This window comes from Cupriavidus sp. 291-E7 (genome assembly GCF_057798835.1).
Genome location: NZ_JBYOJV010000002.1, coordinates 339,620 through 355,177, shown reverse-complemented (window position 1 = coordinate 355,177; position 15,558 = coordinate 339,620). Strand labels below are relative to the sequence as shown.

At 64.1% G+C, this 15,558-nt stretch carries 10 protein-coding genes; 5 read left to right on the top strand and 5 right to left on the bottom strand.

The window, feature by feature from the left end:
• Window positions 1-21: 21 nt before the first annotated feature.
• From AC3FLX_RS04555 to polA, 4 genes are all read right to left on the bottom strand, one after another.
• The gene (locus AC3FLX_RS04555) at window positions 22-834 is read right to left on the bottom strand and encodes a ZIP family metal transporter (protein WP_488694256.1); all 813 of its coding nucleotides are present in this window, start codon (window positions 832-834) and stop codon (window positions 22-24) included.
• Between the two features lie 204 nt (window positions 835-1,038).
• The gene (locus AC3FLX_RS04550) at window positions 1,039-1,914 is read right to left on the bottom strand and encodes a dienelactone hydrolase family protein (protein ID WP_488694254.1); all 876 of its coding nucleotides are present in this window, start codon (window positions 1,912-1,914) and stop codon (window positions 1,039-1,041) included.
• Window positions 1,915-2,038: 124 nt separating this feature from the next.
• Window positions 2,039-3,448: an NAD(P)/FAD-dependent oxidoreductase gene (locus AC3FLX_RS04545; protein ID WP_488694252.1), complete on the bottom strand. Its 1,410-nt coding sequence runs from the start codon at window positions 3,446-3,448 to the stop codon at window positions 2,039-2,041.
• A gap of 277 nt (window positions 3,449-3,725) precedes the next feature.
• Entirely contained in the window at window positions 3,726-6,533 is a 2,808-nt protein-coding gene (polA, locus tag AC3FLX_RS04540) for a DNA polymerase I (RefSeq protein ID WP_488694250.1), read from the bottom strand.
• A gap of 4 nt (window positions 6,534-6,537) precedes the next feature.
• Between polA and AC3FLX_RS04535 the strand changes: the two genes are divergently transcribed.
• From AC3FLX_RS04535 to AC3FLX_RS04520, 4 genes are all read left to right on the top strand, one after another.
• Entirely contained in the window at window positions 6,538-7,485 is a 948-nt protein-coding gene (locus AC3FLX_RS04535; protein WP_488694248.1) for an LOG family protein, read from the top strand.
• A 187-nt stretch (window positions 7,486-7,672) separates the two neighbouring features.
• Window positions 7,673-8,086, top strand: coding sequence for a DUF2782 domain-containing protein (locus AC3FLX_RS04530; protein WP_488694246.1), 414 nt, complete (start codon window positions 7,673-7,675; stop codon window positions 8,084-8,086).
• A 173-nt stretch (window positions 8,087-8,259) separates the two neighbouring features.
• Window positions 8,260-9,243 (top strand): homoserine kinase, encoded by a 984-nt coding sequence (locus tag AC3FLX_RS04525; protein WP_488694244.1) that lies wholly within the window; start codon window positions 8,260-8,262, stop codon window positions 9,241-9,243.
• Between the two features lie 6 nt (window positions 9,244-9,249).
• Window positions 9,250-10,053 (top strand): BPSS1780 family membrane protein, encoded by an 804-nt coding sequence (locus AC3FLX_RS04520; RefSeq protein ID WP_488694242.1) that lies wholly within the window; start codon window positions 9,250-9,252, stop codon window positions 10,051-10,053.
• 51 nt (window positions 10,054-10,104) lie between these two features.
• Here the strand turns inward: AC3FLX_RS04520 and AC3FLX_RS04515 are convergent, their stop codons facing one another.
• Entirely contained in the window at window positions 10,105-12,459 is a 2,355-nt protein-coding gene (locus tag AC3FLX_RS04515) for a UvrD-helicase domain-containing protein (RefSeq protein ID WP_488694713.1), read from the bottom strand.
• Between the two features lie 229 nt (window positions 12,460-12,688).
• Between AC3FLX_RS04515 and AC3FLX_RS04510 the strand changes: the two genes are divergently transcribed.
• The gene (locus AC3FLX_RS04510) at window positions 12,689-15,556 is read left to right on the top strand and encodes a valine--tRNA ligase (RefSeq protein ID WP_488694240.1); all 2,868 of its coding nucleotides are present in this window, start codon (window positions 12,689-12,691) and stop codon (window positions 15,554-15,556) included.
• Window positions 15,557-15,558: the final 2 nt, after the last annotated feature.

Genomic DNA, 15,558 nt, shown 5'->3' with positions numbered 1-15,558 from the left:
GTGGGAAGAAAAAAAGCGGCGTCAGTTTGACGCCGCTTCCGTATTCGCCTTCGAGTGGCGATGCGCGTGCTGCTCGTGCACACCATTGGTGATGAAGACGATCGCCGCAATGCCCGCCGCCACCAGCACCACCTGCACCGCGGACTCCTTGAGCCGTGGCTTGCGCTGCATCTGCGGCATCAGGTCGCTCACGGCGATATAGACGAAGCTGCTCGACGCGATCACCAGCACATACGGAATCCAGCCAGTCAGTTGATCCAGCAGGAAGTAGCCGACGATGCCGCCCAGAATGGCGGCCAGGCTCGACAGCAGGTTGAACGCGAACGCTCGCGCCTTCGAGAAACCCGCATTCAGCAGCACGATGAAATCGCCCACTTCCTGCGGAATCTCGTGCGCCGCGATGGCCAGCGCGGTAACCAGGCCGATATGCGGATCGGCCAGGAATGCGGCGGCAATCACGATGCCATCGGCAAAGTTGTGGAACGTGTCGCCCACCAGGATCGTCAGGCCGCTACGACCGGCTTCTTCGCGGTCGTGACCGTGATGATGGTGATGCCCATCGCCCTCATGGTGATGCGAATGGCGCAGCAGCGAGATTTTTTCGAGCAAGAAGAAGCCCAGCAGACCCGCCAGCAGCGTGCCGAACAGCGCGCGCGGATCGGCGCCCGATTCAAACGCCTCGGGCAACGAATGCAGCAGCGCGGTAGCCAGCAGCACGCCAACCGAGAAGCTCACCATGCGCTCCACCACGCGCGAGGCAACGGTCAGCGAAAGCACCGCCGCGCCAAGAATGCTGCCGACGCCTGAAATCGTCGCCGCCAGCAGAATGTACAAAAGCGTGGAATGGATGATGAACTCCCGGACCGGCCCCTGCCCGACAGCCGGGCAGTCGTCGCCGACTGACTACGCTATACGCCAGCGCAGTAACGCAACATGGTTGCAAAAACGCGAAAGTCCGCATTGTACGTACGTCCGCGCCCTCTTTGCAATCACCCGCGCGGACATAGGGGCTAATCCAGCGGTGAATCCAGGGGCCGATCAGGCAACGTGATGCTGCTTCAACCACGCCAGGCAGCGTTGCCAACCGTCCTTGGCCGCCGCTTCCACATAGCTGGGCCGGTAGTCGGCGTGGAAGGCATGGCCGGCCTCGGGATAGACCACGAAGGTCGACGCCTTGGCGTTCGGGTTCGCCGATTCGGCCAGTGCCGCCTTCATCTGCGCCACGTGCTCTTGCGTAATGCCGGTGTCCTTGCCGCCATAGAGGCCCAGCACCGGCGCGTGCAGGTCGCCGACGATATCCACCGGATTCTTCGGCTTCAGCGCATTCGGCTGGCCGACGAGTTGGCCGTACCACGCCACGCCCGCCTTCACGCGCTTGTTGTGAGCCGAGTACAGCCACGTGATGCGTCCACCCCAGCAGAAGCCCGTAATGGCAAGCCGGTCCACGTCTCCGCCATTGGCCGCCGCCCACGCCACGGCGGCGTCGAGGTCGCCCATCACCTGGGCGTCAGGCACCTTCTGGATGATATTGGCCTGCAGTTCCTGAATCGTGCCGTAGCTTGCGGGGTCCCCCTGTCGTGCAAACAGTTCCGGGGCAATGGCCAGGTAACCGAGCTTGGCAAAGCGGCGGCAGACATCGGCAATATGCTCATGCACACCGAAGATCTCGCTGATCACCAGCACAACCGGCAGGTTCTTCTTGCCTTCGGGCTGGGCGCGATACACGGGCATGTTGAAGCCGTTCGACGGCACCGTCACTTCACCGGCGGTCAGGCCCTTGAAATCTGTCTTGATGGTTTGCGCCGTCACAGGCAGCACCGCCGCCGCAAAGGCGGAACCCAGCGCGGTCTTGACGAAACTGCGGCGGTCGAACGATTGACCGGGAACGAGGCTTTCGACTTCTGGCTTCAGCATGCGGGTCTCCTTGGCATCGAGGGGCGCCGCGTTAGCCAAGTGACGTGAGCGCGGCGCCGTCGATTCTAAGCAAACATGGCCGGCAACGCACGCATCGCCAGCCATCGCCCGCATGCGGGCCTTTTCAGTGCAGCTTCACGCGCGGGCTGGTCTTGCTGCGCAGCCAGTGCGTCACCGTATCCAGCCCCATGCCGATGGCACCATGCAGGGCCAGCACGTGCATCCGGTACAGCGACGTGTACATGAAGCGCGCCATCAGCCCCTCGATGAACATCGAGCCGCCGATCAGGCCACCCATCAGGCTACCCACCGCGCTGAAGTGCCCCAGCGACACCAGCGAGCCAAAGTCCTTGAAGCCGAACTTCGGCAGCGGCTTGCCGTCGAGTCTCGCCCGCAGCGCGTCGTACAGGAACGTGGCCTGCTGGTGCGCGGCCTGGGCACGCGGCGGCACTGTGGTCTGCTTCTCGGGCCACGGGGCGGCGGCGCAATCGCCGAAGGCAAAAATGTCGGGATCGGTCTCCGTCTGCAACGTCGGCCCTACAACGAGCTGCCCCATCTTGCTGACCGGCAGGCCCAGCGTGCGCAACACGCCCGGCGCCGTGATGCCCGCGGCCCACACGGTCAGGTCGGCATCGATGTGCTTGCCGCTGGCCGTCAGCACCGCGTCGTTCCGGACCTCGGTCACACGCTCCGATGTGAACACATCGACGTCGAGCTTGCGCAGCAGCTTGGTGGTCTCGGCCGAGACGCGCTCGGACAGCGCCGGCAGGATGCGTGGACCGGCCTCGATCACATGGATACGCACATCGCGGCGTGGATCGAGCTGATGCAGGCCATATGCGTTAAGCACATGCGCGGTGTTACGCAGCTCGGCGGACAGCTCCACGCCCGTGGCACCGGCACCGATGATCGCCACATCCACCTGCGGGCGGCCATCCGCACCGATACGACCCTTGCCATTCTGCGCGCGCACGCAGGCCGCAATCAGCTTGCGGCGGAAGCGTTCGGCCTGGTCGACCGTATCCAGCGCAATCGCATGTTCGGCCGCGCCCGGTACGTTGAAAAAGTGTGTGATACAGCCGATGGCAAGCACCAGTGTGTCGTACGGCAGTTCGCGTGCCGGCAGCAGTTCAGTGCCGTCCTGATCCAGGCAAGCGGACACGTCGATGATCTTGCGTGCGCGATCGATACCGGTCAGCTCACCCTGCTGGAAGTCGAAATGGTGCCAGCGCGCCTGCGCGGCATATTCGAGCTGGTGGGTATTCGGATCCATGCTGCCGGCCGCCACCTCGTGCAGCAGCGGCTTCCAGATGTGCGTGGGCATGCGGTCGACCAGCGTCACCTGCGCCCTGCGCGACTTGCCTAGCTTGTCGCCGAGGCGCGTGACGAGTTCAAGCCCGCCGGCTCCGCCACCGACCACGATGATCCGGTGAGGTTGATTTACCGACTGCGGTGCCGCGCTGATACGCGTATCGCCTGGAGTGGTCTCGATAGGAGTGGGGGCGCTTTCCTCTCTGCCTTGTGCGTTGCTCATGGTCTACCCGATGTTTTCAATTTGAAAACCGGAGCAGGCCCCTGCGGCGTCTTTCTATTGTGGTCTCGCACCGCGAGGCCGATGTTCTGTGTACTGCTCGTACTGCAAAAAACGGCTGGTTCGCTGCCAGTGTGCTGCAGAGCAGCACGGCTGGCAAGCCTTCCACGGTCGATTCAGACAGTACTTCTTTGCATACATCGGCATCACGCGGGAGACAGCGGCAACGCGGTGATCTGTGCTCTGCCCGATCACCGCCGTTTGTGCTGGCAAAGGCGACCTAGTGCGCTTCTTCCCAGTTCGCGCCGCTGCCCACTTCAGCCACCAGCGGCACATTCAGTTGCGCTACCGCGCACATCAGCTCGGGCAGCTTGACCTTCACGACATCGAACTCGGCCTGTGGCACTTCCAGCACCAGTTCATCGTGCACCTGCATGATCTGGCGCGACCCGAGCTTGTCCGTCTCCAGCCAGTCCTGCACGGCGATCATCGACAGCTTGATCAGGTCCGCGGCCGTGCCCTGCATCGGCGCGTTGATGGCGGCACGCTCGGCGGCCTGGCGGCGCGGGCCATTGCCGCCGCGGATATCGGGCAGCCAGAGCCGGCGGCCGAACACGGTTTCCACATAGCCCTGATCGCGCGCCTTCTGGCGCGTTTCTTCCATGTAGTTGGCCACGCCCGGATAACGCATGAAGTAGCGGTCGATATAGTGCTTGGCCGCGTCGCGCTCGATGCCGAGGTTGCTGGCCAGGCCGAACGCGCTCATGCCGTAGATCAGGCCGAAGTTGATCACCTTGGCGTAGCGGCGCTGCTCGCTCGTCACCGCTTCACGCTCGACGGCAAAGATCTCGCTGGCCGTGGCGCGGTGGATATCCTCGCCATTGGCAAATGCGCGCAGCAGATTATCGTCGCCCGAAATATGGGCCATGATGCGCAACTCGATCTGCGAATAGTCGGCCGACACGATCACATTGCCCGGCCCCGCGATAAACGCTTCGCGGATACGACGACCCTCTTCGGTGCGCACCGGAATGTTCTGCAGGTTCGGATCGGTGGATGCCAGCCGGCCCGTCACCGCCGTGGCCTGGCCGTAGCTCGTGTGCACGCGCCCGGTCCGCGGATTGACCATCTTCGGCAACTTGTCGGTGTAGGTCGACTTGAGCTTCGAAAGACCCCGGTAGTCGAGCAGCAGCTTCGGCAACGGATAATCTTCCGCCAGCTTCTGAAGCACTTCCTCGTCGGTGGATGGCGCGCCGCTGGCCGTCTTCTTCACCACCGGCAGCTGCATCTGATTGAACAGGATCTCGCCAATCTGCTTCGGCGACCCAAGATTGAACGGCTGGCCGGCGGCCTCATGCGCGGCCCGCTCGGCTTCCATCATGCGCTGACCCAGATCGGCGCTTTGCGCGGCCAGCTTGTCGGCATCGATCAACACGCCATTGCGCTCGATCTTCTGCAGCACCACCGACACCGGAATCTCGATCTGTTCATAGACGTACCTCAGGCCCTCGGTGCGTTCCAGTTGGGGCAGCATCTTGCGATGCAGGCGCAGGGTCACATCGGCGTCTTCGGCGGCGTACTCCGTGGCGCGCTGCAGATCGATCTGATCGAAGCCAATCTGGCTGGCACCCTTGCCGCAGACCTCTTCGTACGTGATCGTCTTCAGGTTCAGCAGGCGCTCGGCCATGCTGTCCATACCGTGATTGCGGTACGACGCCAGCACATAGCTCTCCAGCATCGTGTCATGCGCGATGCCGCGCAGCGTGATGCCGTGATTCATGAACACGTGCGAGTCGTACTTCAGATGCTGGCCGAGCTTCAGGCGCGACGGGTCCTCCAGCCATGCACGCAACTTGCCGAGCACGAGTTCGCGCGAGAGCTGGCCGTGGTTCTCCAGGCCCGCCACATCGGGGCCGCGATGCGCCACCGGAATGTAGGCCGCCTCGCCGGCTTCCACCGACACCGAAATCCCGACCAGCTCGGCGAGCATCGGATCGAGCGAGGTAGTTTCCGTGTCGACGGCGACGATCGGCGCATCCACGAGCTTCTGCAGCCATGCGTCCAGCGCGGCTTCAGTGGTCACCGTTTCATAGCGGATCTCGGCCGGCGGCGGATCCTCGGCCGGCTGGTCCTGGCCCGACGCCGGTTCGGCATCGAACAGTCCGCCCTGCGCGGGCAGGGGCGCGGCGCGGGTTGCGGCGGCGCGCGCATTCGGCAGCGCTTCGCCGGTGGCTTCTCGCAGCCACGTCTTGAAGCCATAGCGCTGGAAGAACGCGATCAGCTTGTCCTTGTCCTCGCCCAGGTCGTGCAGCGCGTGGAAGTCGGCCACGGCATTGCTGAGGTCGCAGTCGGTCTTGACCGTGACCAGTTCGCGCGCACGCGGCAGCCAGTCCAGCGTGTTGCGCAGGTTCTCGCCGACCACGCCCTTGATGCCGTCGGCGCCCGCCATGATGTTGTCGAGCGTGCCGTATTCGGTCAGCCACTTGACCGCGGTCTTCGGCCCAACCTTCGGCACGCCGGGCACGTTATCCACGGCGTCGCCGATCAGAGAGAGATAGTCGACGATGCGCTCGGGCGGCACGCCGAACTTGGCCTGCACGCCCGGCGGGTCCAGAATTTCGCCGCTCATCGTGTTGACCAGCGTGACGCTGCCATTGACCAGTTGCGCGAGGTCCTTGTCGCCCGTGGACACCACGGTACGCACGCCCTGCTGCGTGGCCTGGCAGGCCAGCGTGCCGATCACGTCATCGGCTTCCACGCCCTCGATCACCACGATCGGCCAGCCCAGCGCGCGCACCGCTTCATGGATCGGCTCGATCTGCCTTGCCAGATCTTCCGGCATCGACGGGCGGTGTTCCTTATATGCGGGGTATAGCTCATCCCGGAACGTCTTGCCCTTGGCGTCGAATACGCAGGCGATATACTGTGCCGGGTAATCGTTGCGCAGCTTGCGCAACATGTTGATCATGCCGTAGATTGCCCCTGTGGGCAGACCTTCGCCATTCCTCAGGTCCGGCAGCGCGTGATACGCGCGATACAGATAGCTCGATCCATCGACGAGCAAGAGTGTTTTTGGACTATCCGACATTCCCATGGACTCTAAATTGACTGGTGCCCCCGTTGGCGGCGCAGACGCCGCGCCTCTCGCCGACACGGACGTTTCCGACATTTCCGGTAACGCGGTAAATCCCCCGCCCGAACAGGCGTCGGCTCACGCCGCCGCCATTGCCGCAAAGGCCGATGCCGCAGCAGCCGGCAAAAGCCCCGAAGAACAGGAAGCTGCCGCCCGTGCGGCGGCAGCACGCGCGAATCCGCGCAAGATGATTCCAAGCCTGCGTGCGCTGGCCGATGAAGACCGTGCCACGGCCAAGAAGGCGCGCGCGTCGTGGCAAATGTTCACGATTATGGCAGAGTTCATCGAGGCGACCGAGTACCTCTCCGAGATCCGCCCGGCCGTTTCGATCTATGGCAGCGCGCGGCTGCGCGAAGACTCGCCGTACTACCAGAAGACCATCGAAATCGCGCGGCTGTTCTCGGACGCCGGCTTTGCGGTGATCTCCGGCGGCGGCCCCGGCATCATGGAAGCCGCCAACAAGGGCGCGCACGCGGGCAAGTCCGCCAGCGTCGGCCTGAACATCGAACTGCCGCACGAACAGCAGGGCAATCCGTACCAGGACATTGCCATGCGCTTCCGCCATTTCTTCACGCGCAAGGTCACGTTCGTGAAGAACTCCGACGCGTTCATCGTCATGCCTGGCGGCTTTGGCACGCTCGACGAACTGGCCGAGGTGCTGACCCTGGTGCAGACGGGCAAGTCGCGCTCGGTGCCGGTGGTGATGTATGGCAGCCGGTTCTGGAAGGGCCTGCTCGACTGGTTCCGCTTCACGCTGCTGCCAATGGGCCTGATCGCGGAACACGACCTGGACCTGATGAAGATCGTCGACGAGCCGCAGGAAGTGCTCGAGGCCGTCTACGAGTACTACGAAAAGCGCGGCGGCGACCACCCGATTCCGCCGAAGGAAGAAATGTTCTATCTGTAAGGCATGAGTTGCGTGCGCTCCACCCGGGCCGCAGTTGCGCCGGGTGGACGCAAGGCCACGAGAGCGGCCCGGAAACGACAGGAATTGCTAGAATGGAAGCCTGTCCGCCTGCTACATCCGGCGCCGCCGGCTGCACAGGCAAAATCCGCGTCGCGGGGCCATCTGCCCGCGCGCACAGGAGCCTCAGATGATTTCCCCTTCGCAACCGGGTGCCAGGCTGGCTGATCTGTCCGCCAGGATCGGCCGCCCCGGCTATCTGCTCGCGCTTGTCGCCGCCGTGGTGACCTTGTCGGCCGCCAACACGGCGCTGGCACAGGAAACCAGCAACGCGCTGACGCAGCAGGAACTCAATAAAATCAACAACCAGCCGATCGCTCCCGCTGCCAAGAGTCAGCTGAACCAACCGCGCGAGCCGAGCTTCCAGCTGCGCGAGCGGGACGGCACCCAGGTGACCGAGTACCGCGACAAGGGCCGCGCCACTGAAATCCAGGTGCAGTCCGGTTTCGGGACGAAGTACGAAATGAGCAAACCCGAAGACAGCTCGCCCCGGATTCGGGACCATGACGTGAATCGCGTGCCGTCGGTGAACCTGAAGTTCTGACCGGTACCGACGTCTGACCTGTTAGTCTTACGCCTTTCTGACCCACGACCCTCGCCAGGCACATGTTCTGACGAGGATCGCGCCGGCCCTCCGGCAGCAATGCCACGGCGGCGAAGCCGGGTGACCTCATGGTTGCCGGCCCGCCGTCCCCCGATTCGCACCAATTAAACAGTATGGCCGTTTTTACCACGGTCTCGCAGGACGAGATCGCCCGCTGGCTGCTTGAATACGACCTTGGCGAAGTGCGCGCGCTACGCGGCATTGCCTCGGGCATCGAGAACAGCAATTTCTTTCTGACCACGGAGCAGGACGGCGTCACGCACGAGTATGTGTTGACGATCTTCGAGCGGCTGCGCTTTGACCAGCTGCCGTACTACCTGCACCTGATGGATCATCTGGCCCGCCACGGCATCAGCGTGCCCGCGCCGATGCCGGCGCGCGACGGCGAGATCCTGCGCGACCTGAAGGGCAAGCCCGCCACCATCGTCACGCGCCTGCCGGGCGCGTCGCAGCTGGCTCCGGCCGCCGACCACTGCGCCGAAGTTGGTGCGATGCTGGCGCGCATGCACCTGGCCGGCCAGGACTATCCGCGCCAGCAGCCAAACCTGCGCAGCCTGGCCTGGTGGCAGCAAACCACGCCCGAAATCACGCCGTTCCTGGACGCGGATCAGCGCAAGCTGCTAACCGACGAGATCGCACACCAGACCGCCTTCTTTGGCAGCGCCGACTACGCGGCACTGCAAGGCGGCCCGTGCCATTGCGACCTCTTCCGGGACAACGTCTTGTTCGAAACGATCGATGGCCAGCACCGGTTGGGCGGCTTCTTCGATTTCTACTTTGCCGGTAACGACAAGTGGCTGTTCGACCTGGCCGTGACCGTCAACGACTGGTGCATCGACCTGCCGACCGGCGTGCTGGACCAGAGCCGCGCCCAGGCCATGCTGCGCGCCTATCATGCGGTGAGACCCCTGACCGGCGTGGAAGCCGCGCACTGGCGGGACATGCTGCGTGCGGGCGCGCTGCGCTTCTGGGTGTCGCGGCTGTGGGATTTCTACCTGCCGCGTGAGGCCGACATGCTCCAGCCGCACGATCCGACCCATTTCGAACGCATCCTGCGCCGCCGCATCGACGATGGAGCGGCGCTCCCCTGGATCTGATTCGCCATGCAACTACTGGAAGTTTCCGCCAAGGAAGGCTACGTCTGGCTACGCCAGGGCATCTGGCTGTTCCGCAAGAACCCTCTTGCATTCCTGATGCTGCTATTCATCTACCTGATTGCCGCGCAGTTGGCGATCTTCGTGCCGCTGTTCGGCATCATCGCGTTACTGGTGTTCACGCCGGGACTGTATGTGGGCGTCATGACCGCATGCCGGGAGGTCATCCAGAACAAGCGCGTGCTGCCAACCATTTTGCTGGCCGGGTTCCGCACCAACGGCAAGCTGGCCACGAAGCACCTGCTGATCCTGGGCAGCATCTATGCGGTACTGGTATTCACATTGAGTCTGATTGCGACCGCCGTGGTCGATATCGGCGCCGTGGCACCGATCGTGCTGCGCGGCGAGGAACCCACGGCAGAGGCGGTACGGCAGCTCTATTTCGCGTTGCTGATCGGCGCGGTGCTGTACACGCCGGTGGCGATGATGTTCTGGTTCGCGCCGCTGTTGTCCGCCTGGCACCAGGTGCCGCCCGTCAAAGCGCTGTTCTTCAGCTGGACGGCCTGCTGGCGCAACCGCGGTGCGTTCTTCACGTATGCGGTGCTGTTCGCGGTGCTGCTGGTGGCGGTGCCGCTGTTCCTGGAAACGGTCTTTGCGGCAATCGGGGCGCAGGCCGTGCTGTCGTTCCTGGTCACGCCGTATTCGCTGCTGATGCTGGCGATCCTGTACTGCTCGTTCTATGCCACGTATCGCGGCTGCTTCAATATCGTGCCGCCCGGTGAGGCGGCGGACAGCAGCGTAGCCCAGTCCTGATCGTTCCCGCTCCCCTCTCCCATGCATGGGAGAAGGGAGCCAAAACACCGCTCAATCGATCGGATCGAGCTTCGCCACGGCCAGCGCCAGCCACTTGACGCCGTGGCGCTTGAAGTCGATGTTGGCTCGCGCATCGGCGCCCTCGCCTTCCAGCGCCTTGATCTTTCCCTCGCCAAACTTCGTGTGGAACACGTTCTGTCCCACGCGGAAGCCCGTGGCCGCGGCACGTTTTTCCTCCGCGTAGTTCTTCCCCGTATCCATGCCGCCGGTCGCCTTGCTGCCCGTGTACGGCACGTCTTCCGCACGCTTGAACCAGTCCCGGCCCCAGGCGCTGTCGCGCTCCTGGCGGCTGACGCCATAGTTGCCATAGGATGCCTGGCCCTGCGGCGTGATCCACTTCAGCGCTTCTTCCGGCAACTCCTCGAAAAAGCGAGAGCGCACGTGGTAGCGCATCTGGCCATGCAGCACGCGGCTTTGCGCGAATGACAGGTACAGCCGCTCGCGCGCACGGGTGATCGCCACGTACATCAGGCGGCGTTCTTCCTCCAGGCCGTCGGCTTCCATTGCGCTGTTCTCGTGCGGAAACAGCCCTTCCTCCAGCCCGGTGATGAATACCGCGTTGAATTCAAGACCCTTGGCCGCGTGCACGGTCATCATCTGCACCGCGTCCTGGCCGGCCTGCGCCTGATTGTCGCCAGCCTCCAGCGATGCATGGGTCAGGAAGGCCACCAGCGGCGTCATCACGACGGGCAGCTGCTCGGGGTCGAGCACCTGCTGGTCCTGATCGCCCAGCGCCAGCGCGGGCGGCACATCGCGCCCGACCGGCAGCATCCGGGCGAGCGCATCGAGTCCGTAGCCCTCTTCCACCACGAAGGCCTGGGCGGCGGTCACCAATTCCTGCAAGTTCTCGATACGGTCCTGGCCTTCCTTCTCGGTCTGATAGTGCGTAATCAGCCCGCTCGTATTGGTCACGTATTCGACGGTCTGCGCCAGCGTCATGCGGCTGGTCTCGCCACGCATCTGCTCGATCAGGCGCAGGAAGGCAGCCAGCGACGTGCCGCCCTTGCCCGGCACGTAGGCCACCGCTTCGGCCAGAGAGCAGTTGTACTGGCGCGCGGCGTCCTGCAGGTTTTCCAGCGTCTTGGCGCCGATGCCGCGCGTCGGGAAGTTCACAACGCGGCCAAAGGCGGCGTCATTGCGCGGATTTTCGATCAGTTGCAGGTACGCCAGCGCGTGCTTGACTTCCGCCCGTTCGAAGAAGCGCAGGCCGCCGTAAACGCGGTACGCGATGCCCGACGAGAACAACGCATGCTCGATCACGCGCGACTGGGCATTGCTGCGGTAAAGGATCGCGATCTCCGAACGCGTCATGCCCTGCGCGATCTGGTCGCGGATTTCCTCGACGATCCACGACGCTTCCTGCCCGTCCGAGCCGGCCTGGAACACGCGCACCGGCTCGCCATGCCCGGCGTCGGTACGCAGATTCTTGCCCAGCCGGCGCGCGTTATGCGAGATCAGGTGATTGGCGCTATCGAGGATGTGACCATGCGAGCGATAGTTCTGTTCGAGCTTGATCAGGTGCCGCACGCGGAATTCCTGCTCGAAATCGCGCATGTTGCCGACGTTGGCACCCCGGAACGCGTAGATGCTCTGGTCATCGTCGCCTACCGCGAACACCGCCGCCGCGTTGCCCGCGCCATAGCCGGCCAGCAGCTTGAGCCAGCGGTACTGCAGCACGTTCGTATCCTGGAACTCGTCCACCAGCACGTGGCGGAAGCGGTGCTGGTAGTGCTGGCGGATGGGTTCGTTGTAGCGCAGCAGTTCATAGCAGCGCAGCAGCAGCTCGGCAAAATCGACCACGCCCTCGCGCTGGCACTGCTCGTCGTAGGCGGCGTACAGGTCGACAAAGCGGCGGTTGAAGTCGTCGTTGGCCTCGACATCGGCCGGACGCAACCCCTGCTCCTTGGCGTTGTTGATGAAGTACTGGAGGTTCTTGGCCGGGTACTTCTCGTCGTCGACGTTGAGCTGCTTGAGCAGCCGCTTGAGCGCCGAAAGCTGGTCCTGGGAATCCAGGATCGCAAAGGTCTGGGGCAGCCCGGCGTCGCGGAAGTGCGCGCGAAGCATGCGGTTGCACAGGCCGTGGAAGGTGCCGATCCACATGCCGCGCGTATTGATCGGCAGCATCGACGACAGCCGCGTCTGCATTTCCTTGGCGGCCTTGTTCGTGAACGTCACGGCCAGGATGCCGGCCGGCGAAACCCGCCCGTTCTGGATCAGCCAGGCGATGCGCGTGGTCAGCACGCGGGTCTTGCCGCTGCCCGCGCCGGCCAGGATCAGGGCCGGTTCGTCCGGCAAAGTGACGGCGGCGAGTTGTTCGGCGTTGAGATTGGCAAGCAGGCTGGACATCGGATCGGGGCCGGTAAAGTAGGCGGCAATTATACCGGCGGGCACCGCCCAAACCTGTCGGCACCCCGGCGCCGGAGCATCCGAGTGCCCGCTCCAGGGGCGGAAATGCGCACCGGCACGCCGGCTCCCCTATAATTTGACGTTTTCCCGGCCGAATATCGTGGCACGCCATGCCGCCTGCCGGGCCCGAGCCCCGACCCGCATTCCAAGCATCCCAAGACATCCGAGCATGACCGCAGAAGACCAGTCCCTCGCCAAGAGCTTCGAACCCGCCGCCATCGAGGCGAAATGGGGCCCAGAATGGGAGCGCCGCGGCATTGCCCAGCCCACGTTCGACCCCGCCCGCCCGGACTTTGCCATCCAGCTGCCGCCGCCCAATGTGACCGGCACGCTGCACATGGGCCATGCGTTCAACCAGACGATCATGGACGGCCTGGCCCGCCACGCGCGCATGCGCGGCGCCAACACGCTGTGGGTGCCGGGTACCGACCACGCCGGTATCGCCACGCAGATCGTGGTGGAGCGCCAGCTGGAGGCGCAAGGCGTATCGCGCCACGACCTGGGCCGCGAAAAGTTCACCGAGAAGGTCTGGGCCTGGAAGGAAGAGTCGGGCTCCACCATCACGCGCCAGGTGCGCCGCATGGGTGCGTCGATCGACTGGACGCGCGAATACTTCACGATGTCGCCGGAGATGTCGCAGGCCGTGACCGAGGTCTTCGTGCGCCTGTTCGAACAGGGCCTGATCTACCGTGGCAAGCGCCTGGTCAACTGGGACCCGGTGCTGGGCACGGCCGTGTCCGACCTGGAAGTGGATAGCGTCGAGGAAGACGGCTCGCTGTGGCACATCCACTACCCCCTGGCCGAGCCGGACACCGTGCGCGGCCTGACCCACCTGACGGTAGCCACCACGCGTCCCGAAACCATGCTTGGCGACACCGCCGTGATGGTGCACCCCGAGGACGAGCGCTACGCGCACCTGATCGGCAAGTTCGTGCATCTGCCGCTGACCGATCGCAAGATTCCGGTGATTGCCGACGAATACGTCGACCGTGAATTCGGCACCGGCGTGGTCAAGGTGACCCCGGGCCACGACTTCAACGACTATGCCGTCGGCCAGCGCCACAACCTGCCGCAGCTGTCGATCCTGACGCTGGACGCGAAGATCGTTGCCGAGGCCCCGGCTGCCTATGCCGGCATGGACCGCTTCGACGCCCGCAAGAAAATGGTTGCGGACCTGGAAGCCCAGGGTCTGCTGGGCGAGGTCAAGAAGCACAAGCTGATGGTGCCGCGCAGCGAGCGCACCAGCAGCGTGATTGAGCCGATGCTGACTGATCAGTGGTTCGTCGCGATGAGCAAGCCGGCGCCGGAAGGCACGTTCAACCCGGGCCGCTCGATCGCCGAGGTCGCGCTGGACGCCGTGCAGAGCGGCGAGATCAAGCTCGTGCCCGAGAACTGGAACAGCACCTACAACCAGTGGCTGGCCAATATCCAGGACTGGTGTATCAGCCGCCAGCTCTGGTGGGGTCATCAGATCCCGGCCTGGTACGACGATGCCGGCAACTGCTTCGTCGCCCGCACCGAGGAAGACGCCCGTGCCAAGGCACAGGCCGCCGGCAGCACCGGCCCGCTGCGCCGCGAGGAAGACGTGCTCGACACGTGGTTCTCCTCCGCGCTGGTTCCGTTCTCGTCGCTGGGCTGGCCCGCCGAAACGCCGGAGCTGAAGCACTTCCTGCCGTCGTCGGTGCTCGTGACCGGCTATGACATCATCTTCTTCTGGGTGGCGCGCATGGTCATGATGACCAAGCATTTCACCGGCCAGGTGCCGTTCCACACCGTGTACGTGCACGGCCTGGTGCGTGACTCCGAGGGCAAGAAGATGAGCAAGTCCGAGGGCAACACGCTTGACCCGGTGGACCTGATCGACGGCATCGAGCTCGATCCGCTGCTGAAGAAGCGCACCACGGGCCTGCGTCGCCCGAAGGATGCGCCGAAGATCGAAGCCAAGACGAAGAAGGAATTCCCGGAAGGCATTCCCGCCTTCGGCGCCGACGCGCTGCGTTTCACGTTCGCGTCGCTGGCCACGCTGGGCCGCAACATCAATTTCGACACGGGCCGCTGCGAAGGCTATCGCAACTTCTGCAACAAGCTCTGGAACGCCACGCGCTTCGTGCTGATGAACACCGAGGGCCACGACTGCGGCATGGGCCCGTGCGAAAAGGATTGTGGTCCGGACGGCTACCTGCACTTCTCGCAGGCGGACCGGTGGATCGTGTCGTTGTTGCAGCGCGTGGAAGCCGACGTCGAGAAGGGCTTCGACGAATACCGCTTCGACAATATCGCCAGCGCCATCTACAAGTTTGTCTGGGACGAGTACTGCGACTGGTACCTGGAACTGGCCAAAGTGCAGATTCAGACCGGTACGGCAGCGCAACAGCGCGCCACGCGCCGCACACTGCTGCGCGTGCTGGAGACCGTGCTGCGCCTGGCGCACCCGATCATTCCGTTCATCACCGAGGAACTGTGGCAAAAGGTGGCCCCGCTGGCCGACCGCGCCAAGGGCGACGGCAGCGAGACCGTCGCCACGCAGCCGTACCCGCTGCCTGCCGCAGCGAAGATCGACGAAGCCGCTGAAGCATGGGTCACCCAGCTCAAGGCCCTGGTGGATGCCTGCCGCAATCTGCGTGGCGAGATGAACATCTCGCCGGCGCAGCGTATTCCTCTCTATACGCATGGCGACAGCGCCTTCCTGAAGGAAGCCGCGGCGCAGGTGCAGGCACTGGCGAAACTTTCCGAGGTCAAGGTGTTCGAAGATGAAACCGAACTCCAGCGGGAGGGGGCAGGCGCACCTGTGGCCATCGTCGGCAACAATCACCTGCTGCTCAAGATCGAGATTGATGTTGTGGCCGAACGCGCGCGTTTGTCGAAGGAGATTGAGCGGATCGCGGGCGAGATCGGTAAGTGCCGTGGCAAACTTTCCAACGAGAGCTTTGTCGCGAAGGCGCCTCCGGCCGTAGTGGCGCAGGAAAACCAGCGTTTGTCGGATTTCGAACAAACACTGGTCAAGCTTCGGGATCAACTACAGCGTCTGCCGTCGTGATG